This window comes from Bacillus sp. 11C (genome assembly GCF_055486375.1).
This window is the reverse complement of the sequence record NZ_JBUPVZ010000003.1, coordinates 57,893-84,815: the sequence shown is the minus strand read 5'-3', so window position 1 is coordinate 84,815 and position 26,923 is coordinate 57,893. Positions and strand designations below refer to the sequence as shown.

The window sequence follows — 26,923 nt, the reverse complement described above, 5'->3', positions numbered from 1 at the left end:
GCAGGGCGCATGCCTTGCTTTTTTTATTCGATTGTATAAAATTTGCACCTAGCCATGCAAACAAATATTCGGTAAACTGTATTTGACAAAGAGGTGTAAAGAATGAAAAGGAAATCACTGACTGAGCTCATTTCTGAGTTAAAAGGAAATGAAAACGTTGTGAATTGGCATGAAATTGAGCCTCGTGAAGCAAGAACAAGGCCGGTGCCTGAAAGTATAGACGAAAGAATAAAAGCAGCCCTTTCGAAAAGGGGCATTAATGAACTATATACCCACCAATATTCCGCTTTTCAATATGTGCAAAAAGGAGAAAGCATCGTTACCGTAACGCCAACCGCATCAGGAAAAACATTATGCTATAACCTCCCAGTGTTGCAGTCCATCGCCCGCGACGAAACAAATCGGGCGCTATATTTATTTCCGACTAAAGCGCTGGCTCAAGACCAAAAGAGCGAGCTAAATGAAATCATTGATGAAATGGGCATTGATATTAAAAGCTTTACATATGACGGGGATACGTCTCCGGCAATCAGGCAAAAGGTGAGAAAAGCAGGCCATATTGTCATTACAAACCCCGATATGCTTCATTCTGCCATTCTTCCGCATCATACGAAATGGGTCAGTTTGTTTGAAAACCTTAAGTATATCGTCATCGATGAGCTTCATACGTATCGCGGTGTGTTCGGGAGCCATGTGGCGAATGTGATCCGGCGGCTGAAGCGAATCTGCCGGTTTTACGGAAGTGATCCGGTTTTTATTTGTACTTCCGCAACGATTGCCAACCCGAAGGAATTGGGGGAGCAGCTGACGGGAAAACCGATGCGGCTGGTTGATGACAACGGAGCCCCGAGCGGACGGAAGCACTTTGTGTTTTATAATCCGCCAATTGTGAACAAACCGCTGAATATTAGAAAAAGCGCAACAGCAGAAGTGAATGAACTGGCGAAAGAGTTCCTGAAAAACAAAGTGCAGACCATTGTTTTTGCCAGAAGCAGAGTCCGGGTGGAAATTATTTTAAGCCATATTCAGGAGCTTGTGAAAAAAGAGATTGGGACAAAGTCAATCAGAGGCTATCGGGGAGGCTATCTTCCAAAAGAGCGGAGAGAAATCGAAAGAGGTCTGAGAGAAGGCGAGATTTTAGGAGTGGTCAGTACGAATGCCTTAGAGCTTGGTGTTGATATCGGCCAGCTGCAAGTGTGTGTGATGACGGGTTATCCTGGAAGTGTGGCAAGTGCATGGCAGCAGGCGGGACGAGCCGGCAGAAGGCACGGTGAGTCTTTGATTATCATGGTCGCCAATTCAGCGCCGATTGACCAATATATTGTGCGGCATCCCGAATACTTCTTTAACCGTTCGCCGGAATCTGCAAGAATCAATCCGGAGAATTTGATTATTTTAGTAGACCATTTAAAGTGTGCGGCTTATGAGCTTCCTTTTAGAGCTGATGAAGAGTTTGGGCCGATGGATGTAAGTGATATTCTTGAGTATCTTCAGGAAGAGGCCGTTCTTCACCGCAACGGCGAACGGTATCATTGGGCAAGTGAATCGTTCCCCGCATCAAATATCAGTTTACGTTCCGCTTCACAAGAAAATGTCGTCATTGTTGATCAGTCAGATATTGCAAATGTGCGGATTATCGGTGAAATGGATCGTTTTAGCGCAATAACGCTTTTGCATGATGAAGCGATTTATTTGCATGAAGGGGTGCAATATCAAGTAGAGAAGCTTGATTGGGACCATAAAAAGGCTTATGTCAGAAACGTCGATGTCGAGTATTACACGGATGCCAACCTGGCAGTTCAGCTGAAAGTATTAGAAGTTGATAAAACGAACGAAAAAAGCAGTATGTCATTGCACTATGGTGACGTCACTGTCAATGCCCTGCCGACCATTTTTAAAAAAATTAAAATGACCACCTTTGAAAATATTGGCTCAGGCCCTATTCATTTGCCGGAAGAAGAACTGCATACAAGTGCAGCTTGGCTCGAAATCAAAACAGCAGACGAAGATATCGGGGAAAAGACGCTGGAACAGCTCCTTCTTGGCATCTCGAATGTGCTGCAGCATATTGTCCCTGTGTATATCATGTGTGATCGAAACGATGTGCATGTCGTTTCTCAAATTAAAGCGGCCCATACCGGATTGCCGACCATCTTTTTGTACGATCATTATCCGGGCGGTATCGGTTTGGCGGAGGAAGTCTACAAACGTTTTTTAGACATAAACGAAGCGGCGAAACAGCTTATTAAACAATGTCCTTGTCATGACGGCTGTCCGTCTTGTATAGGTACCGAAATAGAAGGGATAAAAGCAAAGGAAAGAATTTTGCAGCTGTTGGATCAAATGTCGTAAAGGAAGGAGGTCGAGTATGTCATTAAAAGGGAAAATCCAGCGAATGAAAAAGCATATGGTGCTTGATGAAGGGGAACATAAAATAGAAAAAGGCGAACAAGAAAACAAACTCGTTGAGAACCATGCTGAAATTCCATTTTTAGAAGAGTGGGAGGCTTTTGGCATGAAGCCTTTTTTCTTCGAAGATGAGTACTGCCTCATTAGAGAAGTAGAATATCCGCTTTCTCACCGGCATGGCTTATACCGTTTTTCTGAACTTGATGAAGTGATTGCATTGTGGAATCAAAGCTGCCTGTCGCATACTTTGTCAGCAAAAGGGTATAACAAAAACAGTCTCTTTTTCTTTGATACGGAAACAACCGGTCTTGGAGGCGGCGCCGGAAATACCATTTTTTTGCTTGGGCATGCGAGAGTATATAAAGACCGAGTGACAGTCAAACAGCATCTTTTGCCCAAGCCGGGGAATGAAGTCGCCTTGTATCAAAGCTTTTTAAGCGAGGTTGACATTACATCACTCGTGACCTACAACGGTAAAGCCTTTGATTGGCCACAGGTGAAAACAAGGCACACATTGATCCGCGACAGACTTCCGAATCTCCCGGAGTTCGGCCACTTTGACCTGCTGCACGGAGCAAGACGCTTGTGGAAACACAAAATGGACCGCGTATCGCTTGGCACGGTTGAAAAAGAGGAGCTCGGCATCCGCAGGCAAGAAGATACACCGGGCTACTTGGCGCCAATGCTTTACTTTCATTTTATCAAGGCGCAAGAGCCGGATCTTCTAAAAGGTGTTCTGCATCATAATGAAATGGATGTGCTATCGCTTATTTCATTGTACATTCATATGTCTAAAAAAATTCTCTCTGAATCACATGCGCCAAAAGAGCACAGTGAAGCTTATGCGATGGCGAAATGGTTTATGGCCCATAAAGAAACGGATCAAGCGGTCAAACAGCTGGAAAGGCTTAAAGAAAAGCCGTTTGAGGGTCAGGATAGGGCCCGGCTGGATTTATCGCTCCTATACAAAAAACAAAACCGGTTGGAGGAGGCAGTGCCGCTTTGGGAAAAGCTGTCCCGTTCCCAAAATCAGAAGTGCAGATACACCGCTGTGATAGAGCTTGCGAAATTTTTTGAGCATAAGAAAAAAGAGTTCGAAAAAGCCCTGCGTATGGCAGAACAATTACTTAGCGATGAGGCGTTTTTATCAGAAAAAGAAGTTGAAAATCTGCATGTAAGAATTGCGCGGCTGAAGAGGAAATATTCCTCTTAAATATTCCCCGGGAAAGCGCAAAAGACGACTTCTTTCGCCAAGAATTTTTTTGCTGGATTCACATCGATTTTGTTGTAGAATACCGGCGAATCCTGTAAAATGACGTTAGTTATTTTTAAAGGGAGAGTTGGTATGTATAAGGGTGTTTTTTATTTGTTTTTTGTCGTTGTTTTTTTGATTGCTTTCGTATTTTCAAACTTTAAAGACAGCTTAATTGCACACTTTTAAAATAGGTCATTGCATCAGAACATGTACCCTCTATTTTTCATAACTTAGTATTGTAATAAAGTTTATGGAAAGGGGATTTAATCATGCATCACTGCAGACCGCACATGATGGCGCCGATTGTCCATCCTACTCATTGCTGTGAAAACCATACGTTTTCAAATACTATCGTGCCGCATATTCACCCACAGCACACAACAAACGTAAATCACCAGCATTTTCAGCACGTTCACTACTTTCCACACACTTTCTCAAATGTTGATACGGCTACGCATCAACATTTTCAAGCGAGAAGACCTTTCTTCGACTAGTATGGAAACGTGCAGCTTGATGGTGGAAACAACAGCACATCAAAATGGGGCCCAATGGGGAGCCCCATTTTTTAAAGCAGGTGAAATAATGAAAGTATTGGCAGTAACAGGATACAAGCCATTTGAACTCGGGATTTTTAAACAGGATGACAAAGCGTTGTATTACATAAAAAAAGCCATTAAGAACCGGCTAATTGCTTTTTTAGATGAAGGACTGGAATGGATTTTAATTTCGGGCCAGCTCGGAGCCGAACTCTGGGCGGCTGAAGCTGCCTATGATCTGCAGGAGGAATACCCTGATTTAAAGGTAGCTGTGATTACCCCTTTTTACGATCAGGAAAAGAACTGGAAAGAACCTAATAAAGAGCTTTATGAAGCTGTTCTGGCACAGGCTGACTATGAAGAAAGCCTGACTCACAGGCCATATGAAAGCCCGCTTCAGTTTAAACAAAAAAATCAGTTCTTCATTCAGAAATCAGATGCGCTTATGCTTTTATATGATTCGGAAATGGAAGGGTCTCCAAAGTATATGCTTGAGACAGCGGAAAAGCGACGCGAACAGGACGGCTACCCCATTTACTTTATTACAATGGATGACTTGAGAGTGACAGTAGAGGAAGACAGCTACTCATAACAAAGAAAGAGAAATTTGACAACCGTACAGATTTCTGAAAAAATATAGTTGATGATTCACGATACGAGGTGAAAAAGATGCTTGCTGATAAAGTAAAGCTTTCTGCGAAAGAAATTTTGGAAAAAGAATTTAAAACAGGCGTTAGAGGCTACAAGCAAGAAGACGTTGACAAATTTTTAGATATGATTATTAAGGATTATGAAACCTTCCATCAAGAAATTGAAGAACTGCAGCAGGAAAATCTGCAGCTGAAAAAACAGCTTGAAGAAGCCAGCAAAAAACAGCCAGTGCAATCTAACACAACGAACTTTGATATTTTAAAACGGCTGTCTAACTTAGAAAAACACGTTTTTGGCAGCAAACTTTATGATTGATCGTGCTTGAAAAAAATGCCACTTGTAAATTGCAATCAGTTGTTATATAATAATTCATGTTCTTAACGTTCGGGTAATCGCTGCAGATCTTGAATCTGTAGAGGAAAGTCCATGCTCGCACGGTGCTGAGATGCCCGTAGTGTTCGTGCCTAGCGAAGTCATAAGCTAGGGCAGCCTTGATAGGCTGACGGCAGGAAAAAAGCCTACGTCCTCTGGATATGGCTGAGTATCCTTGAAAGTGCCACAGTGACGAAGTCTCACTAGAAATGGTGAGAGTGGAACGCGGTAAACCCCTCGAGCGAGAAACCCAAATTTTGGTAGGGGAACCTTCTTAACGGAATTCAACGGAGAGAAGGACAGAATACTTTCTGTAGATAGATGATTGCCGCCTGAGTACGAGGTGATGAGCCGCTTGCAGTACGACGGAACAAAACATGGCTTACAGAACGTTAGACCACTTACATTTAAAATGATGAAAACAAGCTCTCCCGTATAAGGAGAGCTTTTATCTTGAAAAGAGAAAAGTTTTAAAAGACAGGGTGATACGATGAAGAAGTATACACTAATTGCAACGGCGCCGATGGGCATTGAAGCTGTTGTCGCAAAGGAAGTACGGGACTTAGGATACGAATGCAAGGTTGATAACGGAAAAATTATTTTTGAAGGTGATGCGCTTGCCATTTGCCGTGCAAACCTTTGGCTTAGAACAGCCGACCGCATAAAGGTTCAGGTTGCTTCTTTTAAAGCGAAAACATTTGATGAACTGTTTGAAAAAACGAAAGCGATTAACTGGCGCTCATTTATACCTGAAAACGGGAAATTCCCTGTCATTGGAAAATCAGTGAAATCAACACTTGCAAGCGTTCCTGACTGTCAGCGGATCGTCAAAAAAGCAATTGTCGAAAAGCTCAAGGTTCAGTCCGGCAAAGCCAATGATTGGATTGAAGAAACAGGTGCCGAGTATAAGGTTGAAATTTCTTTATTAAAAGATCAGGCGGTTATAACGCTCGATTCCTCAGGGACAGGCCTCCACAAACGAGGATACCGTGTCGATCAGGGCGGCGCGCCGATTAAAGAAACACTTGCTGCCGCTTTAGTTCAACTAACAAATTGGACCCCGGACCGACCGTTTGTTGATCCTTTCTGCGGTTCTGGGACGATTGCGATCGAAGCCGCGTTAATCGGCCAAAACATCGCCCCGGGTTTTAACCGCGATTTTGCCTCGGAGGATTGGGAATGGATCGGTAAAGAGCAGTGGGACAAAGCGCGCCTTGAAGTCGAAGAAAAAGCGAACTATGACCAGCCGCTTACGATTTTCGGAAGCGACATAGACCACCGCATGGTGCAAATCGCAAAAGAAAATGCAGAGGAAGCAGGCTTGGGAGATTTAATCGAATTTAAGCAGATGCAGGTCAAAGACTTCACGACAAATCTGGAGTTTGGGGTAATTGTCGGAAACCCGCCATACGGAGAGCGTCTCGGCGAGAAAAAAGCTGTTGAGCAGATGTACAAAGAAATGGGACAGGCATTCGAACCGCTTGATAGCTGGTCTGTGTATATGCTGACGTCAAATGAGAATTTTGAGGAAGCATACGGCAGAAAAGCGACGAAGAAACGAAAGCTGTTTAACGGATTTATTAAAACGGATTATTATCAGTATTGGGCTAAAAAGAAAAAAACAATTTCAAAAATATAGTCCCTTTTATAGGATTTTAAAAACAGACTATAAATGGTACTTTAAGGGAATAGCCGGAAAACAGGGACTTGAGTTCCTGTTTTCCGGCTATTTAGTATAAATTTCAAAAAAATATCTTTGGGTATTGTTAGGGAATAAAGTTTTTACGAACCATTTATTATACATATGTAAATTAACTTATTAAAATTTCTCATAATAAAGGCAAATTCTTAACGGATGTGCCTTTTAGATTGTAAGTTGCTATAGTTTAATAATTTCTTAAAATTTACCTAATAGTCTTGATATATATATAATGCCAATTTATAATATTTTATGTAAAAATATGAAGGAGTTGGAACTAGTGAAAAAAACATCGAAAATCTTGATGAGTGCTTCTGCATTACTGATAGCAGGCTCTACCTTTATTTGCAGTCCTAAAGCAGAAGCAGCAATGAGTTCATGGGAAACAGTTCAAGGAATTAAAGGTTGTGAAGCTAGGGTTTGGACTGATGCAACAACATATACAAGAAAAGCTACTTCTATTGATGTATATGCTCAGACAAATGGAAAATGTGGGACATTGAACTATCGAATGGGTGTTGTCACCTTAGATGGGGAATATAACCTCGGTAATTATTTCCATAAGGGTTCATTCTCGAATAAAACACCTGTTAAAAAGTTTTATTTCAGTAAACTACTAAAACCTACATTTAAAGAGAGATGGCAGGTTAATGTTGAGTTATACAAAGGCGGGAAAATGAAAGACGCAGTTCAATCCAAAACTATTTATGTAGAGAAAAGAAAATAAACAGAAAATTTTATATAGATATAATTTTTACAGGCTGTCGATATTCGACAGCCTGTAAGCGTCTTTACATTTTATTCTGCCATTACCAACGGTGCGCTTTCGCGTTGCTTCTCAATATAATGTTGGTTTGGGACATTTCAGTGTGACCGTTTACTTGAGACTTAGAACGTTTAGGCCGCGTCCAATTGTGGTGAAACAGCTCAGAATGCTGATCTAATCGGTTTCTATAACTCATGCCAACATCACTCCCTGATAGAATATTGTTGATAAGACGGATAATCCGGGTGCCGGAATATCAATTGTAGTTTGCGCATGTTTCGGTGATAACATGCGGGAAGCATGTATATAAAATGAAAAGTTCGCATACAATGATGATTATTTCTATCAGAGGTGATCTCATGCTGAACAGCGAACATTTTCATCTGATTCAAAGGGCGCTTGACGCAACAGCAAGCGAGCTGAAAGGGCCCGGGACTGATTTGTCTCCGTCCTTGATTTCCCATGCGCAAAATGATTTAGAAAAAGCGGTGGAACATATTTATTCAACAGACCATCCCTTTTTATCGTCGCATGTGATTAATCGAAAGTAAGCTGCAAAAAAACTTGGCGATGCCAAGTTTTTTTATTGTATTCATCAGTGGGAAATGATATTATTGGTGGTCTGAATGTCGAATAGTTGGGGGTTGGAACTAGGTGACAACATCACGTTTGCCTTTTTCTTTAACGAAAACAAAGAATTTTTATGAAGAATTGAACAATTGGATTGGTGACGTGTTTTACGATATCCTTCCCGAAAAAGGGTTTGATCTTCGGGATGAGCAAGTATTTATGGCTTTTCAGCTGGAGCGGGCGTTTAAAGAGAAAAAAGTCATGTTTGCCGAAGCTGGAGTGGGAACGGGGAAAACACTGGTTTATCTTCTTTTTGCGATCAGCTATGCAAGATATGTCGGTAAACCCGCCATTATCGCTTGTGCTGATGAAACATTAATCGAACAGTTAGTGAAAAAAGAAGGCGATATTTCGAAGCTGGCTGAGCATTTGGATCTGAAAATTGATACAAGACTGTCGAAATCACATGAGCAATATTTATGCTTAAAGAAGCTTGAGAAAACAATGCAGCGCTCCGATGATGATAAATGGCTGGATCTTTATGAGTCGTTACCGTCATTTGTCCATGAATCACAGGCGATGCAGCGCTTTTATCCGTATGGCGATCGTAAGCAGTATGCCAATCTGTCAAATGAAGAATGGTCTGAAGTAAGCTATGACTCGTTTCAGGATTGTCTGACTTGTGATATGAGACACAGATGCGGTTTGACGCTTTCCAGAGATCACTACCGCAAGTCAACAGACTTGATCATTTGTTCCCATGATTTTTATATGGAGCATGTGTGGACGGAAGAATCCCGCAAACGAGAGGGCCAGCTGCCGCTCTTGCCTGATCATAGTGCGGTTGTATTTGATGAAGGGCATCTGTTAGAGTTTGCCGCACAAAAAGCGTTAACCTACAGAGTAAAGCAGTCTACTCTTGAATTGTTTTTAGAACGTTTGCTTCAAAATGACATCAGAGAAGAGTTTGCTGAACTGATTGAAGATGCCCTTGCTGCGAACGACGAATTTTTCTATGTTCTTTCTGAAGAATCAAAAGAAGTAGCCGGTTCACACCGTTTAGAAATAAAAAATGACCAGCGTGTCAAAAAGGCGGCGGACGAGCTTTGCCTTTTGCTTGATAAAATCGGTGAGGCTCTCGTGTTTGAGTCTGAGATGTACACAATTGATCAATACGAGCTGTCAGTTGTGGAAGAATATGTAGAACAAATGGCGTATTCATTATCCCTATATCAAAAGGATGCGATCAGCTGGCTGGAGAAAAAAGAAGAAGAGTCAACTTTTGTTGTCATGCCGAGAACGGTAGCAGAAGTGCTGGGTGAAAAAGTGTTTTCCAAGAAAATTCCTCATATCTTTTCTTCTGCTACGCTGTCAGAAGGCGGATCGTTTGATTATATTGCCGACAGCCTCGGGATTCATGATTATTTGTCGTTAACTGTTGATTCTCCATATGATTATGACGAGAAAATGACCGTTAATCTATATGCGAAAACAGATATGACAGCCGAACAAAAAACGGCTGAAACGATTGAAACGATCAAGCGTTATAAAGGCAGAACGCTGATGCTTTTCCCTTCTTTTGAGGAATTAAACGAGTTTAAGCAGCTGTCAGCGGCTTGGGAGCTGCCGTATCCGATTTACTTTGAAGGCGATGAGGAAATCAGCGGCTTAGTGGAGAAATTCCAAGAGAAAGAGGAAACCGTACTATGTTCGGTTCACTTATGGGAAGGACTCGATATTCCCGGTGACGCATTAAAGAATGTGACCATTTGGTCATTGCCATTCCCGCCTCATGATCCTGTATTTACAGCGAAACGCAACGGGGCAAAAAAAGATCCGTTCGAAGAAGTTGATCTGCCATATATGTTATTACGCGTGCGGCAGGGCATCGGGCGTCTGATCCGTTCAAATCAAGACAGCGGCTCGATCCACATTTACGCTGGCGGAGAAAATGAACGCATCATTGATGAAGTCAAAAAGGTCTTGCCTGTTGAACCGAAAATGATGTAATTGAAAAAAGCTGACGATCGTATTCGTCAGCTTTTTTATTTTGTCAGCGGGCCAGCCAGCCGCCGTCAACGGCTAAAATATGCCCAGTTACATAATCTGAAGCGCGTGATGCCAGAAAGACTGCTGTCCCGCCGATATCATCCGATTTGCCCCAGCGGCCGGCGGGGATTCTCTTTAAAATGTCCTCATTTCGTTTTTCATCATCGCGTATAGGCTGTGTATTGGCGGTAGAAATATAACCAGGGGCGATAGCGTTAACCTGAACGCCGGACGCTGCCCACTCATTTGCAAATGATTTAGTTAAACCGGCAACCGCGTGTTTGCTCGCCGTATATGCAGGAACGAGAATACCGCCTTGAAAAGACAGAAGGGAGGCGATGTTAATAACCTTTCCATAGCCTCTTTTCAGCATGTGTCTGCCTGCCAGCTGTGTCAGAATAAACAAGCTGTTTAGATTGACATTCAGTACGTGATGCCAGTTCTCTTCTGCGAAATGTTCCGCTTTTTCCCGGTGAATAATGCCGGCATTATTGATAAGGATGTCGATTTGGCGGCTTTCAAACAGCTCAGCTGCAGAATCCTTTATCGCTTCCGGCTTGCTCATGTCCAATGTAAAAGATGTAAAGGTACGGCCTTCCTGTTCCACAAGCTGTTGTGTTTCAGTCAGGCTGCTTTTATGTGATGTGCCGATAATATCGGCGCCAGCCCCCGCCAGCGCTTTGGCAATTCCTTGACCGATCCCTGTTCCTGGGCCTGTCACCAGCGCTGTTTTTCCTTCTAATGAAAAGGTATCATGTAGATAACTCATCTTATTTCAGCCCATCCATCGGGACGGCATCCATGTCCGTAAATGTGTAATTTTCTCCAGCCATCGCCCACACAAAGCTGTAGTTCGAAGTTCCTGCGCCAGAGTGAATAGACCAGGCAGGAGAAAGGACAGCCTGTTCATTTCCGACAACAAGATGGCGCGTTTCATCCGGCTGGCCCATGAAGTGAAACACCTTCGAATCTTTCTCAAGATCAAGGTAAAGGTAAGCCTCCATCCGGCGGTCATGGACGTGGGCCGGCATGGTATTCCAGTTGTTGTTTGGTTCAAGCATCGTAATTCCCATCATAAGCTGACAGCTTTTAATGCCATCTTGATGAATGACTTTGTACAGACTTCTGACATTAGAGGCTGCCTCATCGCCAAGGCGGTCCGGTGTCAGTTCGGAAAGAGCGGCTTTTTGTGTCGGATAGCTTTGATGAGCACAAGCGGAGACGAAGTAAAACTTAGCTTTGCCTCCGTTCAGGCTAGTAAACGTTACATCCTGATTGCCCATTCCGATATAAAGAAAATCCTTTGTTTGAAGCACATATTCATCATCACCAACCCTGACAGCGCCAGGCTGGCCAACATTAATAATCCCGATTTCACGCCGTTCCAAAAAGAAGTCTGTTTTAAGGAAATCTCCGGCATCAAGCTTCAGTTCACTTTGCCCCGGAGCTGCTCCGCCGATGACAACCCGGTCTTCATGTGAGTAATACATCGTAAGTTTGTTTTCCGTAAACAAAGTATCCATTAAGAAATGACTGCGAAGCTCCTCTGTTGTAAAGCGTTTGACTTGTTCAGGGTGTACAGAATAACGATTTTCCATTGTGTTTCCCCCTTGATTAAAATTTCAGCATCACTTGAATGAAAATATTTTTGGTAACGGTTTCAAAGAAAATTTTAGGATAAATAGTGAAAGGAGTCAATGTTAAAATTGTTAATCGGCACATTTTTGAAAAAACTCTTTCCGAATTTTAAAAATATGGTATTCTTGTGTTGTAACGGTTTTGGGATCGGTTTCAAATATAAGATGATACAGGAGCACTTGAATGAAAAAGAAAACAATAGGCCATACGACTATCAAAGATGTAGCTGAATGTGCAGGAGTTTCGAAATCGACAGTTTCCCGCTATATCAACGGAAAAATTGATGCGATTTCTCCTGAAAAAGTGAAAAACATTAAAAAGGCAATCGCAGAATTGAATTATCGGCCAAGTAAAATGGCACAGGGTTTAAAAATAAAAAAAAGCAAATTAATCGGATTTGTTGTAGCTGACATTACAAATCCTTTTTCAGTCGCGGCTTTCAGGGGAGTCGAAGAGGTTTGTGATCAATATGGCTACAGCATTATGGTGTGCAACACAGATAACAGTCCTGAAAAAGAGCGGGAAATGCTCCTAAAGCTTGAAGCCCATTCGGTTGAAGGGCTGATTTTAAACGCAACGGGAGAAAACAAGGATGTACTGCACACCTTTGCAGAGCAGCAAATTCCCACGATATTAATTGACCGGAAACTTCCGGATCTAAAACTGGATACGGTAACAACTGACAACAGAAGGATCACAAAAGAGATACTTCAGAAGATTTACAGCAAAGGATACACTGATGTCGCACTGTTTAGCGAACCGATTTCATCTATCAGCCCTCGTGCAGAAAGAGCAGCTGTGTACCAGGAAATGGCTTCGGCTCAAAATGTGAACGGGCTTGTAAGAATGTATGAAATTGACGTAAAAAACAAGGAGCAGCTTAAGACGGCGCTTCGTTCTTTTCACAAGGAGATGCCGGAGCAAAAAAAAGCGATTCTGGCTTTGAACGGCCTAATTATGCTGAAAATCATCAGCTGTATGGAAGAGCTCGGCCTGCTCATCCCTCAAGATATAGGGATTGCAGGGTTCGATGATACTGAATGGTATAAACTGATCGGTCCGGGCATTACAACGATCGCCCAGCCGTCACATGATATGGGCAGGACGGCGATGGAACGTGTATTAAAAAGGATTGAAGGTGACAAGGGAGCCCCTCAAACCATTGAATTAGAGGCGGAAGTCATCATGAGACAGTCACTTAAATCCTAGATGCCCTCAACTGAAGAGGAGGTTGGGAAGAGATGAAGCTTGATGCGGTGACATTTGGGGAATCGATGGCCATGTTTTATGCAAATGAGTACGGAGGCCTTCATGAAGTATCCACTTTTTCTAAAGGGCTGGCCGGAGCAGAAAGCAATGTCGCTTGCGGCCTGGCCAGACTTGGATTTCAGGTGGGATGGATGAGCAAGGTCGGCAATGATCAGCTCGGAACATTTATTTTACAGGAGCTTAAAAAAGAGGGAGTGGATGTGTCCCGCGTAATCCGCTCGCAGGACGGAAATCCCACCGGCCTGCTGCTGAAGTCAAAAGTGAAAGAAGGCGATCCGCAAGTTTCCTATTACAGGAAACACTCAGCTGCAAGCACACTAACGTCTGCTGAATATCCGAGAGATTATTTTCAATGCGCGGGCCATTTGCATGTGACAGGTATTCCCCCAGCCTTATCCGCTGAAATGAAAGACTTTTCCTACCACGTGATGAAGGATTTGAAACATGCTGGGAAAACGGTATCCTTAGATCCTAATTTAAGGCCTTCGCTTTGGTCTGATCAAGCAACGATGGCCCAAACGATCAATGATCTGGCGGGGCTTGCAGATTGGTTTTTCCCGGGAATCGCAGAGGGGGAGCTGTTGACCGGAGAAAAAACACCTGAAGGTATTGCTGATTATTATCTGAAAAAAGGTGTCAGCTTTGTTGCTATTAAACTCGGAAAAGAAGGCGCTTACTTTAAAACATGGGAAAGTGAAGGATTTGCAGAAGGCTTCCGGGTTGAACAGGTGGTTGATACGGTCGGTGCCGGAGACGGATTTGCAGTCGGTGTGATCAGCGGCATCCTTGACGGTTTGTCGTACAAGGATGCGGTTCAAAGAGGAAATGCGATTGGCGCTTTGCAAGTGCAGGCACCGGGGGATATGGACGGCCTGCCGACCAGGGAGAAATTAGCTGCGTTTTTATCTGCTCAAAGAACGGTTTACCAAAAGAAAGGGGATTATTAATATGGAGTCCAAAAACGTTGAAAACCGTCTGAATGAAGCAAGGCTGATTGCAGTCATTCGATCCAAGGATAAACAGGAGGCCTGTCAGCAGATTGAGAGCTTACTAGATAAAGGGGTTCGTGCAGTTGAAGTGACTTATACGACGCCCGGGGCATCGAGTATTATCAAATCATTCCGTGACAGAGAAGATATCTTAATCGGCGCGGGCACAGTCATCACTGCGCAGCAAGCGGGAGAAGCTGCCGAGGCTGGTGCGCAATTTATTGTCAGTCCGGGTTTTTCACCCGACCTCGCTGAACATCTTTCGTTTTGGAAGACACATTATATCCCCGGTGTATTGACACCAAGCGAAATTATGGAAGCGCTGACATCCGGTTATACTACATTAAAGCTGTTCCCAAGCGGTGTGTTTGGCATCCCGTTTATGAAAAATTTAGCAGGCCCTTTCCCGCAGGTGACCTTTATTCCAACAGGCGGGATACATCCGTCTGAAGTGCCGGATTGGCTCAAGGCCGGAGCAGGCGCCGTTGGTGTCGGCAGCCAGCTGGACAGCTGTTCAAAAGAGGATTTGCAGGCTGTTTTCCAAGTGTAAGGGTATTGTTTTTTCATAACCGGAGATGGGAGAATCCACATATGAAAATCAAAGCGACAATTGAACGGGTACCTGGAGGAATGATGATTATTCCGCTGTTTCTGGGAGCGGCGCTCAATACGTTTGCGCCTGGAACAGCGGAGTTCTTTGGAGGGTTTACGGGTGCTTTGATTACCGGAACGCTGCCGATACTGGGTGTTTTTATCTTTTGTGTAGGGGCGACGATTGATTTTCGTTCTTCAGGCTATATTGCAAGGAAAGGAATCACATTATTATTGGGGAAGATCGGATTTGCGGCGCTTCTCGGCGTGATCGCAGCACAATTTATTCCTGATAATGGCATACAATCCGGTTTTTTTGCAGGGCTTTCTGTTTTAGCAATTGTTGCGGTGATGAATGAAACGAACGGCGGCCTGTATTTGGCGCTCATGAACCATTTGGGAAGAAAAGAGGATGCGGGGGCTTTCGCGTTTATCAGTACAGAATCAGGGCCTTTTATGACCATGGTGACGTTTGGTGTAACGGGGCTTGCGGCATTCCCGTGGGAAACGCTGGCAGCGACGGTCATCCCGTTTTTGCTCGGCTGTATACTTGGAAATCTTGATCATGAGCTCAGAGATTTATTCAGCAAGGTTGTGCCGGCGATCATCCCGTTTTTTGCCTTTTCGCTCGGCAATACTTTGAATTTTGGAATGCTGATCCAATCAGGGCTGCTTGGGATTTTTATTGGTGTTTCTGTCGTCATTTTATCGGGCAGCTCCTTGTTTTTGCTTGATCGTTTTGTCGCGCGGGGAGACGGTGTCGCCGGCGTGGCTGCTTCTTCTACGGCGGGTGCGGCTGTAGCCGTGCCGTACGCATTAGCGGAAGCGAATGCTTCGTTTGCGCCAGTTGCCGAATCAGCAACTGCTATCATAGCGACAAGCGTGATTGTCACCTCGTTGCTAACCCCGCTGGCAACAGTGTGGGTGGATAAAAAAATTAATAAAAAAAAGCGGAAAACACCCCCGCCAAAAAATCAAATAACGATCAACTAAACATAGAAGGCTGCCGCCATAAATACCGGCAGCCTCTTATATAAACAATTTGACTTTCATACACCCTTCCATTAGCCTGTAATGGAACGGCTAGAATAGGGAGGGAATGGTTATGGAGATACATACATATGAAAAGGAATTTTTTGATCTTTTAAAAAGGATCGCCCAGTATAGCGAAGCAGTTGCGTTAATGCACTGGGACTCCAGAACAGGTGCGCCAAAAAACGGCTCAGAGGATCGTGCCGAAAGTATCGGCCAGCTTTCAACAGATATATTTAATATCCAAACATCAGATCGGATGAAGGAGCTTATCGATGCCCTGTATGAACGATTTGATGACTTAGCTGTAGATACGAAAAAGGCAGTGGAGCTGGCGAAAAAAGAGTATGAAGAAAATAAAAAAATCCCTGAGGCTGAATACAAGGAATACGTGATTCTATGTTCAAAGGCAGAAACCGCGTGGGAAGAAGCGAAAGGAAAATCTGATTTTAGCTTGTTTTCTCCTTATTTAGGGCAGCTGATTGAATTCAATAAACGTTTTATTACATATTGGGGTTATCAAGAGCATCCTTATGATGCACTGCTTGATTTGTTTGAACCGGGTGTCACGGTAAAGGTGCTTGATCAGCTGTTTGCTGAGCTCAAAGAAGCGATTATTCCACTTGTTAAACAAGTGACAGCTTCCGGAAATAAACCGGATACAAGCTTTATTTCAAAAGCGTTCCCTAAAGAAAAACAAAAAGAACTCAGCTTGTATTTTTTGCAGGAGCTTGGCTACGATTTTGATGGGGGACGGCTTGATGAAACGGTTCATCCGTTTGCGACCACGATGAATCGCGGAGACGTCCGGGTTACGACGAGATATGATGAAAAAGATTTCCGTACGGCGATTTTTGGCACCATTCATGAGTGCGGTCACGCCATATACGAGCAAAATATTGACGAAGCACTGAGCGGCACGAACTTGTCAGATGGCGCATCAATGGGAATCCATGAATCACAATCATTATTTTACGAGAATTTTATCGGCCGTAACAAGCATTTTTGGACACCGTACTATAAGAAGATTCAAGAAGCATCACCTGAACAGTTCAAGGACATTTCTCTGGATGATTTTGTCCGGGCAATCAACGAATCAAAGCCTTCATTCATCAGGGTTGAAGCGGATGAATTGACGTATCCTCTTCATATTATCATCCGTTATGAAATTGAAAAAGCGATTTTCAGCAATGAAGTGTCTGTGGAAGAACTGCCATCGCTTTGGAATCAAAAATACCAAGATTATTTAGGGATTACACCGCAGACGGACGCAAAGGGGATTTTACAGGATGTCCATTGGGCAGGAGGAGATTTTGGCTACTTCCCATCCTATGCGCTCGGCTACATGTATGCGGCCCAGCTGAAACAAAAAATGCTTGAGGATCTTCCTGAATTTGACACCCTCTTGGAAAGAGGGGAATTCCATCCGATTAAACAATGGCTGACGGAAAAGGTGCACATTCACGGAAAACGGAAAAAGCCGTTAGAGATTATTAAAGATGCAACTGGGGAAGAATTGAATGTACGCTATTTGATTGAATATTTGTCAAACAAATATTCAAATCTCTATCTGTCGTAATCAAAAGCCTGGCGGCGCGGCCGTCAGGCTTTTTACGATCAAAAAACTTAAAAGACGAATGATTAAATAGAAAATAAAAATAAAGTTCGGGAATTTCGCTTTTTTGTCTATGCAAGAGATTAGAATCTTGGTATAATTTATTATAATATCATAGGAACACTCATATAATCGCGTGGATATGGCACGCAAGTTTCTACCGGGCACCATAAATGTCCGACTATGAGTGAGCAATGAGACCGCATGTGTACGGTTTTTTGTTATATCAGCATTGCTTGCTCTTTTTTTGAGCGGGCAATGCTTTTTTTATTCTCATAACGGAGGTAAGACAGAATGGAAGCACTGAAACGGAAAATAGAGGAAGAAGGCGTTGTATTATCTGATCAGGTATTGAAAGTGGATTCTTTTTTGAATCACCAAATCGACCCGCTGCTTATGCAGAAAATCGGTGACGAATTTGCAGCGAGATTTGCAAAAGACGGTATTACTAAAATTGTGACAATCGAATCATCCGGAATCGCTCCCGCTGTGATGACGGGCTTGCAGCTGGGTGTGCCGGTTGTCTTCGCCAGAAAGCATCAATCTTTAACACTCACTGATAACTTGCTGACAGCGTCTGTTTATTCCTTTACGAAGCAAACAGAAAGCCAAATCGCAGTGTCAGGAACCCACCTGTCGGATCAGGATCATGTGCTGATTATCGATGATTTTCTGGCAAATGGACAAGCGGCGCACGGGCTCGTGTCGATTGTGAAGCAGGCGGGAGCTTCTATTGGGGGGCTTGGCATTGTCATTGAAAAGTCATTTCAACAAGGGAGAGTAGAACTAGTGAACCTTGGCTACAGAGTGGAATCTTTGGCAAGAATTCAATCTTTAGAAGAAGGAAAAGTGTGCTTCGTACAGGAGGTTCATTCATGAAAAACGGATTCGGCAAAACGCTGTCTTTAGGAATACAGCATGTGCTCGCCATGTATGCCGGTGCCATTGTTGTTCCGCTGATTGTCGGAAAAGCAATGGGGCTGACTGTCGAACAGTTGACCTACTTAGTATCGATTGATATTTTTATGTGCGGTGTGGCTACACTTTTGCAAGTGTGGAGCAACCGATTTTTCGGAATCGGGCTTCCGGTTGTGCTTGGCTGTACATTTACGGCTGTATCGCCGATGATTGCGATTGGATCTGAATACGGGGTTTCCGCGGTTTACGGAAGTATTATCGCTTCAGGTATTCTTGTCATTCTGATTTCATTTTTCTTTGGAAAGCTGGTATCGTTTTTTCCGCCGGTCGTGACAGGCTCAGTTGTTACGATTATCGGTATTACCCTTATGCCGGTAGCCATGAATAACATGGCCGGGGGAGAAGGAAGTGCAGATTTCGGAGATCTTTCCAATCTTGCACTCGCCTTTATCGTTTTGGGTGTCATTGTGCTTTTATACCGTTTTACGAAAGGCTTTATCAAATCCATCTCGATTTTGATCGGTATTTTGATCGGGACTTTCATCGCTTATTTTATGGGGAAAGTTCAATTTGATAACGTATCGGACGCGGCAGTTGTTCAAATGATTCAGCCGTTTTACTTCGGAGCGCCGTCTTTTCACACAGCGCCTATCATTACGATGACCATCGTGGCGATTGTCAGTCTTGTAGAATCAACTGGTGTTTACTTTGCTTTAGGTGATTTAACGAACCGCAGTCTGACAGAGAAAGATTTGTCTAAAGGCTATCGCGCTGAAGGACTGGCTGTGCTGCTGGGCGGTATTTTTAACGCTTTTCCTTACACGGCATTCTCTCAAAATGTCGGACTTGTGCAGCTTACAGGAATCAAGAAAAATGCCGTAATTGTTGTCACGGGTGTGATCTTAATGGCATTTGGGCTGTTTCCGAAGATCGCTGCTTTCACGACCATCATTCCATCTGCTGTTCTGGGCGGGGCAATGGTGGCGATGTTTGGAATGGTGATCGCTTACGGAATCAAAATGCTCAGCCGCATTGATTTTGCAAAACAAGAAAATCTGCTGATTGTTGCCTGCTCAGTGGGTCTGGGTCTTGGTGTGACAGTTGTGCCGGATATTTTTAAGCAGCTTCCGAGTGCCTTAACGCTTCTTACAACAAACGGCATTGTCGCCGGCAGCTTTACTGCAGTAGTCTTGAATATTATATATAACGTATTTTCTAAAGCCAAAAAAACAGAACAAAAAGCTGATATCACTGAGCAAAAAACAGCAGTCTAAACTCCGCCGCGGCGGAGTTTTTTGCATATAAAAAAGATGGTTGCGGCACAATGTATGCAAAGAGGTGATCACATGGCGTTTATTTTATCCGTCGGAACAAGTCTTCCTGCGTACGATGTAAACCAAGAGAAAGCGGCTGAGTTCGCCCGCTACATGTTTCAGCATTCCTTTAAAGATATTGACCGGCTGTTAACCTCCTTTAAAAACGGGCAAATTCAATCGAGACAATTTGTCAAGACGATTGAATGGTATAAAGAAGGCCACAGCTTCGAAGAAAAAAATCAAATATACATAGAAGAAACACTTAAACACAGCAGAGAAGCGGTGAGAGAGTGCCTCTCTCATCCTGCGTTTTTTCAAGGCGCCATTCCTTATGAGAAGGTGGATGCTGTTTTTTTCGTCTCCAGCACGGGTCTTTCCACACCGAGCATCGAGGCGCGGCTCATGAATGAACTTCCGTTTTCTCCATATACGAAGCGAATTCCGCTCTGGGGTCTCGGCTGTGCAGGAGGAGCCAGCGGACTAGCGCGCGCAGCCGAATACTGCAAAGCATACCCTGAGGCTTTTGTGCTTGTCATTGCTGCTGAGCTGTGCAGCCTGACATTCCAGCCAGAAGATAAAACGAAAAGCAATCTGATCGGCACCTCACTTTTTGGGGACGGCATTGCGGCAGCATTATTATGCGGAGAGAATGCGGACCGCACGATGTCGAAACTAAAACTTGTGCCGAGGATAACGGATTCCCAATCCGTTTTAATGAAACAATCAGAAGATGTCATGGGCTGGGACTTTACTGATCAAGGTTTCAAAGTCATTTTCTCAAGAGATATTCCGACTTTGGTGGAAAAATGGCTCAAAACAAATGTACAGATTTTTTTGGACAAACATCAGCTGTTATTCAGTGATATCAGTGTTTTTTTAGCACATCCTGGCGGAAAAAAGGTGATTGATGCATACATCGAAAGTCTTGAACTGTCAGCAGAAAAGCTTTTATCTGCACAAAGCGTATTGCAAAAGCACGGAAATATGTCTTCAGCCACAATATTGTATGTGATCAAAGAGCATCTGCTGAACGGGCATAAAAACGAAGCAGAACGGGGATTGATTGGCGCATTAGGGCCGGGATTTTCGTCAGAGCTGCTGTTATTCAGCTGGGAAAAGGGGGCTTGACTCATGTTTTGGTTGTTGATCGCTATTCTCATTGCTCAAAGAGCAGCTGAAATGGCAGTAGCCAGACAAAATGAACAAAAGGTAAAGAAACAAGGGGCGATCGAATTCGGTGAGAGCCACTATCCGTATATCATCATCATGCATATCCTCTTTTTCCTGTCTTTAACTGCAGAAGTGCTGCTGATGAACAAACAGCCGTCAAGCTGGTGGATCGGTATCGCTGTGGCTATTTTAAGCGTGCAGGCAGTACGGTATTGGGCACTTTGTTCCTTAGGAGCATATTGGAATACGAAAATCCTTGTCGTTCCAGGTGCTGAGCTTGTAAAAAAAGGCCCTTACAAATGGATGAAGCATCCAAACTATACCGTTGTTATACTAGAAATTTTATTGATTCCGCTGCTGTATCAAGCGTACGTCACCATGTGTCTGTTTTCCATTGTCAATGCCGTGTTGTTAACCGTCAGAATTCGTGCAGAAGACAAAGCATTAGAGGAATTCAGTATAAAATAGAGATTGAAAATCATTCTCACCCGTGTTAAAATGAATTTGAAAAAGATTCTCAATCAGGATGGTGAAGCAAATGACAATGCTGTTTTTGCTTGGGGCGGTTTGTACATATAGTGTATTAATTGGTTTTGTATTAAAAGGAATCTCTAATAGATCTGTTTAATGAATCTGGAACTTGTCAAAGTTGCAGATTTTCTTTTATAGAAGCTGCCGTAATGGCGGCTTTTTTTCTATTCTCTTAAAGAAATTTGGCTCATTTTTGTGTAAAATGAAAGGGAATGTATTCAGATCTTTCGAAAGATTCACAAGTGAAACGGCACAAAGGGGTTCAGGATTATGACAGAATATAACAGAAAAGAGCTTTTGCACAAAACTGGGGAACTTTATAAGCAATTTATCGAGAATCAAGATGAACAAAGAGCTGCTAAACTGGCTGCGGTCATGAACAAAGCGGCTGATGAAGAGGTTTATATCGCGTTTACCGGGCACTATTCGGCAGGTAAATCCTCACTGCTGAACTGCTTGTTAATGGAGAATATATTGCCCACAAGCCCGATTCCGACAAGCGCTAACCTTGTTGTGATCAGAAACGGGGAAAAGCGTGTTCGGCTTCATACAACAGATGGAGCATGTGCTGAGCTGGAGGGGGCTTATCGGAAAGACAAGGTGCAGCAATATTGCAAAGATGGGGAGCAGATTGAAAGCGTTGAAATTTTTGATCGATATACTGACATCGATGCCGGGGTTGCGTACATTGATACCCCTGGGATTGACTCAACAGATGATGCGCATTTTCTGTCGGCGGCGTCTATTCTCCATCAGGCGGATGCGCTGTTTTACGTCGTTCACTATAATCACGTGCACGCTGAGGAAAATGTAAAGTTTCTCAGGTCGATAAGAGAAAGCATTCCCGATGTGTATTTTATCGTTAATCAAATTGACCGCCATGATGAGGCGGAAACGCGTTTTGAAGATTATAAAGCGCAGGTAGAGGAGATGCTTTGCAATGAAGGCATTTCAAAGGACGCGCTCTATTTTACGTCAGTGACAGAACCAAACCATCCGTTCAATCAGATTGGGGCTCTGAGAGAAGAATTAAAAAGAATAGAACAGCAATCAAAAAGCAACCTCCAGCCTTTAACAGAACAAAAAGTCCGCAATCTGCTTAACGAACATATGGAGATGCTTTTAAAAGACGAAACAGATGGTCCCAGCTTTACTGAACAGCTTAACACACAAGCTGAACTGGTCCAATCGCTGCGTGATCAATTGGATGAGACGGCAAAGCAAGCGACCGAGGCAGAAAACAGGATGCTGGAAGAAGTCAATCGCATTTTAAAGAACGCCAACCTGACGCCTTTTGAAATGCGTGAACTGGCAGCTGCATTTTTAGAATCGCGAGAGCCTTCCTTTAAAACCGGTTTTTTCTTTTCGAAAGCAAAAACTGCACAGGAAAGAGATAGAAGAAGAAATGCTTTTTTCTCTGATGTGTCAAAACGAACAGAGGCCGAAGCGGATTGGCACATAATAGACACGTTCCATCAACTCGCCAAGGCATTTCATGTTCATACAGCTGAAAGTGAAAAGCTGATACAAGCTTATCGTACTCCGCTTAAAGTTGACATCATAGAACGCGCGGTTAAGCATGGCGCAGCTTTTTCTTCTGAATATGTATTGCAATATACAAAAGATTTGGCAGAGCTCATCCGCAAAGAGGCGAAAAGAGAAGCGGCAGACATCATAAAGGCGCTTACTGCGATGGTGAAAGAGAGTGTTTCCAAAGACTTGGAAACGATCAATGACCGGCTCATTCATGAATCAGAAAAACTTGCCATTCTTCAAGAACAGGACCGTTTAGAGAATAATGCCCGCGAGAAAGCCAATCGCATGCGGGCCATTTGGGAAGAGGAATCCGCATGTCCAATGCACATAAACACCGACTGGTTTAAAACGAAGAAAAAAACAGTGGCGGCTCCGGAACAGAAACGAAACCAAAGTCAACAGACACGGCAGCGAAATGTAAAACCAGAAATAATGGAGCAAGAACTGCCGCTTCATGATCAGATCAAACGCTTTCACATATTGTCTGACCTTTTAGGCGAAATTAGCATGCTGTCAAAGCAAATCTCAGCCTTTCGGGAAAGGATTAAAAGGCTTGAGGAACAGAAATTTACACTTGCGCTTTTTGGAGGATTCAGCTCTGGGAAATCATCATTTGCAAATGCGCTTGTCGGCGAAAGGGTGCTTCCGTCCTCACCAACGCCAACCACAGCCACAATTAACAAAATCACAAAACCAACCAATGGCAACATCAATAAAACAGCGGATGTGGTCTTTAAGACGGAGGCTGACATAACGTCAGACATTTTGCAGCTTACCGGAATACAAAAAGAGCCAACAGGCAGTTCTTTTACAGAGAAGTGGGAAAAGGCAGCCAAAAAAAGCCGGCTGCAGGAAGAACACATCAAATTGATCAATAACTTCTTGCTTGCATACGAAAAGCATCAGCCTTATATACAGGAACAAAAGAAGTTAACGATTCCGCTGTCTGAATTAAAGCCGTATGTGGCAGAGGAGACAACGGCCTGCGCTGTGAAAGAGGTAACGGTTTATTATACGTGCCCGCTCACTGAAAAAGGGATTACAATCGTTGATACGCCCGGCGCAAGCAGCATGAATAAACGGCATACAGAGCTGGCGTTCCAATATATTAAAGATGCCGATGCATTTTTTTATATGACCTATTATCAGCACTCCTTCTCGAAAGGGGACCGTTCATTTTTGCGAAAGCTTGGTCTGGTAAAAGAATCGCTCAGTATGGATAAAATGTTTTTCATTATTAATGCAGCAGACCTTGCGAAAGATAAAACAGAGCTCGAAACAGTGACCGATTATGTCAGCGCAGAGCTTGTAAAAGAAGGAATTCATGATTCTCAGCTCTTTACCGTATCAAGCAAGGAGGAACTGCTCGGAAAGCCGGAATCATTTTATAACCAGTTCCCGAACGTCAGAAAACATTTAGACTGGTTTATCGAAGTGGATGTGAAAAAAACGTCAGCTGCACAGCTCAGTTCGGAAGCAGAGAAATTATGCGAAACTGTTTTCCAGCTTCACCAGTCCCAGCATCAATCCAAGGAAGAAAAGGAAGCGCAGAAACAGCGCCTTATGCTGTCATTTGAGCGGACTGCAGCTGAGATCGAGAAACGGAGGAACTCGGAAACCATCATTGAGAAAGTAAAAAAAGACACCAAAGAGCAGCTTTATCACATTACACAGCGATTATCCTTTTTTGCCAATGATCTATTAAAATCGGCATTTCATCCCGGGCTTCAGAATGGAGATTGGAAAAAGAACGTCGCTAAGGCGATGAAAACCGCCTTACATGAATATCAGTTTGAATATGTTCAGGAAATTAAAACGCTTGATGTTCGCATGAGCGGTTTCATCGAGCGGCATATTGCCGAAGAATGGCTGGAAAGCTTTCAAAAAACATTAAATGAAGACGGTTATTTTTCCATGTATGCGGGTGATCAGCATTTCAACGGTATACAGCTGAAGGAGGTTGAACCGGATTTAGATGAACGCGCCTTCGAGCAGGAACAAAAAGAAGTCAAATCACCGAAGCAGTTTTTTGAACAGAAAGGAAAAGCGGCCTTCATCGAAGCTGTACGGATGAAACTCACGAAAATCACAGAGGCTTGGGTGAGAAATGAAGAAGAAAGCCTTATCACTCATTACACAGATCATCTCAGTCGCTTACAGGAAGAGATGGCTGTAAAAGCAATGGAACAAATAAAGGATCAAAAAGATACGTATGTAGAAGGATATGCGGAAGGGGAACATGCGAAAGAGATTGAAAAGGCATACCAAGCGTGCATCTCTTGGCAAAGATCAGACCATACAATAAAAATGTAAAATTCAGTTGGATTGTATTTCAAGTCATGATAGACTAAATAGAAAAAAGCGAGATGAAGGATTCATGTCAGAGGTACATAAAGCAATTTCAAAACATTCATCAAAACAGCACGAGCATATCAAAACATTTATGCGTCTTGAAAACATGCGTGAAATGGCCATTGAAGAAGCGGTTTCAAAATGCAAAAACGATGAGCCTTTTACTACAGACGCGATTAATGAAGTTACCGAGCAAATGAATCAGCTTGCCAAACAGGGCATCGTGCCGACAAGACGCCTTGTATCAAAAGAAATGGTCAGAGAATACGTAAGCCGTATGTAAGCTGGATGATCCTGTCGCGAGTGTATCCCATGTAAAAGCATATACTATATGTATCCGACGTAAGGGGGGGATTCATGTTGGGCAGAACAAAGCTGGGAAACAGAAACGCACAGGCGAATAACAATGCCAAAAAGAAAAATGGATTTCAAACCCATTTTGACTCTTACGCAGGACGCGAAGCTGAAAAGCTGATCGCCAGCAACAAAAGACACAACGACTGATGATACACAAAACAGTATCTCTAATAAAAGAGATGCTGTTTTTTATTTACACTGCTTTATGGTAAAATAGAAGGAATGAAAGAAAAGGGAGTTATCTTATGAATCATAATAAACTATTGCTTGTTGACGGCATGGCTCTGTTATTTCGGGCGTTTTTTGCCACGGCCGTGCACCGCAACTTTATGATAAATGACAGCGGGGTGCCGACGAACGGTGTCAACGGATTTTTAAAGCACTTGATTACAGCGGTGGAAACATTCCAGCCGACACACGTCGTCTGCTGTTGGGACATGGGAAGCAAAACGTACCGAAATGACTTGTTCCAAGATTATAAGGCGAACCGCAGCGCACCGCCTGTGGAGCTGATCCCGCAGTTTGATTTGGCAAAGGAAGCGGCCGCTGAGCTTGGTATCATGAATATTGGCTTTGCCGGGTATGAAGCGGATGATTGTATCGGAACACTTGCCGCTTTGTATTCGAATGAAGCTGACATTACGATCGTAACAGGAGACAGAGATTTACTTCAGCTGTTAACGGATGAAGTGAGTGTGGCCCTGCTCCAAAAAGGAATCGGAAATTATAAAGTTTATACAAAAGAGACTTTTTATGAAGAAACAGGCGTTCTTCCGAAAGCTTTGATTGATATTAAAGCGCTTATGGGTGATTCGAGTGATAACTATCCCGGCGTTAAAGGGATTGGAGAAAAAACAGCTTATAAACTGATTCGTGAATACGAAACGATTGACCGTTTATTAGAAAATCTTTCTCTTCTTCCCAAGGGGCAGCAGGGGAAAATTCAGCAAGGTTTGAGCGATTTGGAGATGTCGAGGAAGCTTGCTGAAATTCATTGCTCGGTGCCGCTGGCCTGCACGCTGAAAGACGCTCTATTTACACTGCAAATGGAGCAGGCGGCTGACATGCTTCGCCGCCACCAAATCAAAGGAATTGAACGTATGCTTGAAAAGCTGAACGCTAGAGAGATCGTGTAGATCTTCTCTAGCGTTTTGTATTGCTTTTTTTGGCTCTTTCCTCAAGCTCTGTTTTAGGGTCAGTATGTGTATTGCCTTCCAGGTCGCCTTGAGGAGTTACACCGCCGGTCAGCCGGCCTTTATCTTTCTTTTTCATGTTTGTTCACCTCGACATTAGGATGAACAA

28 protein-coding genes, 1 other RNA gene and 1 riboswitch are annotated in these 26,923 nt (G+C 43.4%); of the genes, 25 read left to right on the top strand and 4 right to left on the bottom strand.

The window, feature by feature from the left end:
- Window positions 1-102 precede the first annotated feature (102 nt).
- The 9 genes from mrfA to ACY3LV_RS05280 all read left to right on the top strand — a co-directional run bounded on the left by mrfA (window position 103) and on the right by ACY3LV_RS05280 (window position 7,649).
- Window positions 103-2,352, top strand: coding sequence for an ATP-dependent helicase MrfA (mrfA, locus tag ACY3LV_RS05320; protein ID WP_464863495.1), 2,250 nt, complete (start codon window positions 103-105; stop codon window positions 2,350-2,352).
- Between the two features lie 16 nt (window positions 2,353-2,368).
- The gene (locus ACY3LV_RS05315) at window positions 2,369-3,622 is read left to right on the top strand and encodes a ribonuclease H-like domain-containing protein (protein WP_333560116.1); all 1,254 of its coding nucleotides are present in this window, start codon (window positions 2,369-2,371) and stop codon (window positions 3,620-3,622) included.
- Between the two features lie 99 nt (window positions 3,623-3,721).
- Window positions 3,722-3,850 (top strand): hypothetical protein, encoded by a 129-nt coding sequence (locus ACY3LV_RS05310; RefSeq protein WP_003230707.1) that lies wholly within the window; start codon window positions 3,722-3,724, stop codon window positions 3,848-3,850.
- An 83-nt stretch (window positions 3,851-3,933) separates the two neighbouring features.
- Window positions 3,934-4,158 (top strand): spore coat protein CotD, encoded by a 225-nt coding sequence (cotD, locus tag ACY3LV_RS05305; protein WP_087990497.1) that lies wholly within the window; start codon window positions 3,934-3,936, stop codon window positions 4,156-4,158.
- An 88-nt stretch (window positions 4,159-4,246) separates the two neighbouring features.
- Complete coding sequence (locus ACY3LV_RS05300) at window positions 4,247-4,792, top strand: DUF1273 domain-containing protein (RefSeq protein WP_333560117.1); 546 nt, start codon at window positions 4,247-4,249, stop codon at window positions 4,790-4,792.
- Between the two features lie 77 nt (window positions 4,793-4,869).
- The gene (gpsB, locus tag ACY3LV_RS05295) at window positions 4,870-5,166 is read left to right on the top strand and encodes a cell division regulator GpsB (protein ID WP_003225629.1); all 297 of its coding nucleotides are present in this window, start codon (window positions 4,870-4,872) and stop codon (window positions 5,164-5,166) included.
- Window positions 5,167-5,231: 65 nt separating this feature from the next.
- An RNA gene (rnpB, locus tag ACY3LV_RS05290) (RNase P RNA component class B) lies at window positions 5,232-5,613 on the top strand.
- Window positions 5,614-5,713: 100 nt separating this feature from the next.
- A complete protein-coding gene (locus ACY3LV_RS05285) occupies window positions 5,714-6,862 on the top strand; it encodes a class I SAM-dependent RNA methyltransferase (RefSeq protein WP_333560118.1) in 1,149 nt (382 codons plus the stop codon).
- A 340-nt stretch (window positions 6,863-7,202) separates the two neighbouring features.
- Entirely contained in the window at window positions 7,203-7,649 is a 447-nt protein-coding gene (locus tag ACY3LV_RS05280; RefSeq protein WP_333560119.1) for a hypothetical protein, read from the top strand.
- Between the two features lie 82 nt (window positions 7,650-7,731).
- Here ACY3LV_RS05280 and ACY3LV_RS05275 read toward each other — a convergent pair whose 3' ends face one another.
- Window positions 7,732-7,884: a YpzG family protein gene (locus tag ACY3LV_RS05275; RefSeq protein WP_010327933.1), complete on the bottom strand. Its 153-nt coding sequence runs from the start codon at window positions 7,882-7,884 to the stop codon at window positions 7,732-7,734.
- Between the two features lie 163 nt (window positions 7,885-8,047).
- On the opposite strand from ACY3LV_RS05275, the gene ACY3LV_RS05270 reads away from it, so the two are divergent.
- Window positions 8,048-8,239, top strand: a complete 192-nt coding sequence (locus tag ACY3LV_RS05270; RefSeq protein WP_333560676.1) for a hypothetical protein — start codon at window positions 8,048-8,050, stop codon at window positions 8,237-8,239.
- 103 nt (window positions 8,240-8,342) lie between these two features.
- Window positions 8,343-10,268, top strand: a complete 1,926-nt coding sequence (locus tag ACY3LV_RS05265; protein WP_333560120.1) for an ATP-dependent DNA helicase — start codon at window positions 8,343-8,345, stop codon at window positions 10,266-10,268.
- A 43-nt stretch (window positions 10,269-10,311) separates the two neighbouring features.
- Here the strand turns inward: ACY3LV_RS05265 and kduD are convergent, their stop codons facing one another.
- Window positions 10,312-11,076: a 2-dehydro-3-deoxy-D-gluconate 5-dehydrogenase KduD gene (kduD, locus tag ACY3LV_RS05260; RefSeq protein WP_333560121.1), complete on the bottom strand. Its 765-nt coding sequence runs from the start codon at window positions 11,074-11,076 to the stop codon at window positions 10,312-10,314.
- Between the two features lies 1 nt (window position 11,077).
- Entirely contained in the window at window positions 11,078-11,905 is an 828-nt protein-coding gene (gene kduI, locus ACY3LV_RS05255; RefSeq protein WP_148961517.1) for a 5-dehydro-4-deoxy-D-glucuronate isomerase, read from the bottom strand.
- A gap of 223 nt (window positions 11,906-12,128) precedes the next feature.
- Between kduI and kdgR the strand changes: the two genes are divergently transcribed.
- The 14 genes from kdgR to exnP all read left to right on the top strand — a co-directional run bounded on the left by kdgR (window position 12,129) and on the right by exnP (window position 26,757).
- Window positions 12,129-13,154: a pectin utilization transcriptional regulator KdgR gene (kdgR, locus tag ACY3LV_RS05250; RefSeq protein ID WP_333560122.1), complete on the top strand. Its 1,026-nt coding sequence runs from the start codon at window positions 12,129-12,131 to the stop codon at window positions 13,152-13,154.
- 32 nt (window positions 13,155-13,186) lie between these two features.
- A complete protein-coding gene (gene kdgK, locus ACY3LV_RS05245; protein ID WP_333560123.1) occupies window positions 13,187-14,161 on the top strand; it encodes a 2-dehydro-3-deoxygluconokinase in 975 nt (324 codons plus the stop codon).
- Window position 14,162: 1 nt separating this feature from the next.
- Window positions 14,163-14,753, top strand: a complete 591-nt coding sequence (eda, locus tag ACY3LV_RS05240; protein ID WP_333560124.1) for a bifunctional 4-hydroxy-2-oxoglutarate aldolase/2-dehydro-3-deoxy-phosphogluconate aldolase — start codon at window positions 14,163-14,165, stop codon at window positions 14,751-14,753.
- Window positions 14,754-14,794: 41 nt separating this feature from the next.
- Window positions 14,795-15,787, top strand: a complete 993-nt coding sequence (gene kdgT / locus ACY3LV_RS05235) for a 2-keto-3-deoxygluconate transporter (RefSeq protein WP_148961521.1) — start codon at window positions 14,795-14,797, stop codon at window positions 15,785-15,787.
- A gap of 112 nt (window positions 15,788-15,899) precedes the next feature.
- Window positions 15,900-17,405 carry a carboxypeptidase gene (gene ypwA, locus ACY3LV_RS05230; RefSeq protein WP_333560125.1) on the top strand — a complete coding sequence of 502 codons (1,506 nt, stop codon included), beginning with the start codon at window positions 15,900-15,902 and terminating at the stop codon, window positions 17,403-17,405.
- Between the two features lie 140 nt (window positions 17,406-17,545).
- A riboswitch (purine riboswitch) is annotated at window positions 17,546-17,645 on the top strand.
- A 90-nt stretch (window positions 17,646-17,735) separates the two neighbouring features.
- Window positions 17,736-18,320, top strand: coding sequence for a xanthine phosphoribosyltransferase (xpt, locus tag ACY3LV_RS05225; RefSeq protein WP_148961523.1), 585 nt, complete (start codon window positions 17,736-17,738; stop codon window positions 18,318-18,320).
- Window positions 18,317-19,633, top strand: a complete 1,317-nt coding sequence (gene pbuX / locus ACY3LV_RS05220) for a xanthine permease PbuX (protein ID WP_148961524.1) — start codon at window positions 18,317-18,319, stop codon at window positions 19,631-19,633. Before xpt ends, pbuX begins: the two co-directional genes overlap by 4 nt.
- A 72-nt stretch (window positions 19,634-19,705) precedes the next feature.
- Window positions 19,706-20,803, top strand: coding sequence for a type III polyketide synthase (locus ACY3LV_RS05215; protein WP_333560126.1), 1,098 nt, complete (start codon window positions 19,706-19,708; stop codon window positions 20,801-20,803).
- A 3-nt stretch (window positions 20,804-20,806) separates the two neighbouring features.
- Window positions 20,807-21,313 carry an isoprenylcysteine carboxyl methyltransferase family protein gene (locus ACY3LV_RS05210; RefSeq protein ID WP_148961525.1) on the top strand — a complete coding sequence of 169 codons (507 nt, stop codon included), beginning with the start codon at window positions 20,807-20,809 and terminating at the stop codon, window positions 21,311-21,313.
- A 70-nt stretch (window positions 21,314-21,383) separates the two neighbouring features.
- Entirely contained in the window at window positions 21,384-21,473 is a 90-nt protein-coding gene (fbpC, locus tag ACY3LV_RS05205; RefSeq protein WP_141113371.1) for a Fur-regulated basic protein FbpC, read from the top strand.
- Between the two features lie 173 nt (window positions 21,474-21,646).
- Window positions 21,647-25,225: a dynamin GTPase gene (dynA, locus tag ACY3LV_RS05200; protein ID WP_464863494.1), complete on the top strand. Its 3,579-nt coding sequence runs from the start codon at window positions 21,647-21,649 to the stop codon at window positions 25,223-25,225.
- A gap of 64 nt (window positions 25,226-25,289) precedes the next feature.
- Entirely contained in the window at window positions 25,290-25,547 is a 258-nt protein-coding gene (locus tag ACY3LV_RS05195) for a YpbS family protein (protein ID WP_464863493.1), read from the top strand.
- A gap of 74 nt (window positions 25,548-25,621) precedes the next feature.
- Complete coding sequence (locus ACY3LV_RS05190; protein ID WP_003230761.1) at window positions 25,622-25,768, top strand: hypothetical protein; 147 nt, start codon at window positions 25,622-25,624, stop codon at window positions 25,766-25,768.
- 98 nt (window positions 25,769-25,866) lie between these two features.
- Window positions 25,867-26,757, top strand: a complete 891-nt coding sequence (gene exnP, locus ACY3LV_RS05185; protein ID WP_464863492.1) for a 5'-3' exonuclease ExnP — start codon at window positions 25,867-25,869, stop codon at window positions 26,755-26,757.
- 7 nt (window positions 26,758-26,764) lie between these two features.
- Here exnP and sspL read toward each other — a convergent pair whose 3' ends face one another.
- On the bottom strand, window positions 26,765-26,893 hold the full coding sequence (gene sspL / locus ACY3LV_RS05180; RefSeq protein ID WP_010327950.1) for a small, acid-soluble spore protein L: 129 nt from the start codon (window positions 26,891-26,893) through the stop codon (window positions 26,765-26,767).
- Between the last annotated feature and the right edge of the window lie 30 nt (window positions 26,894-26,923).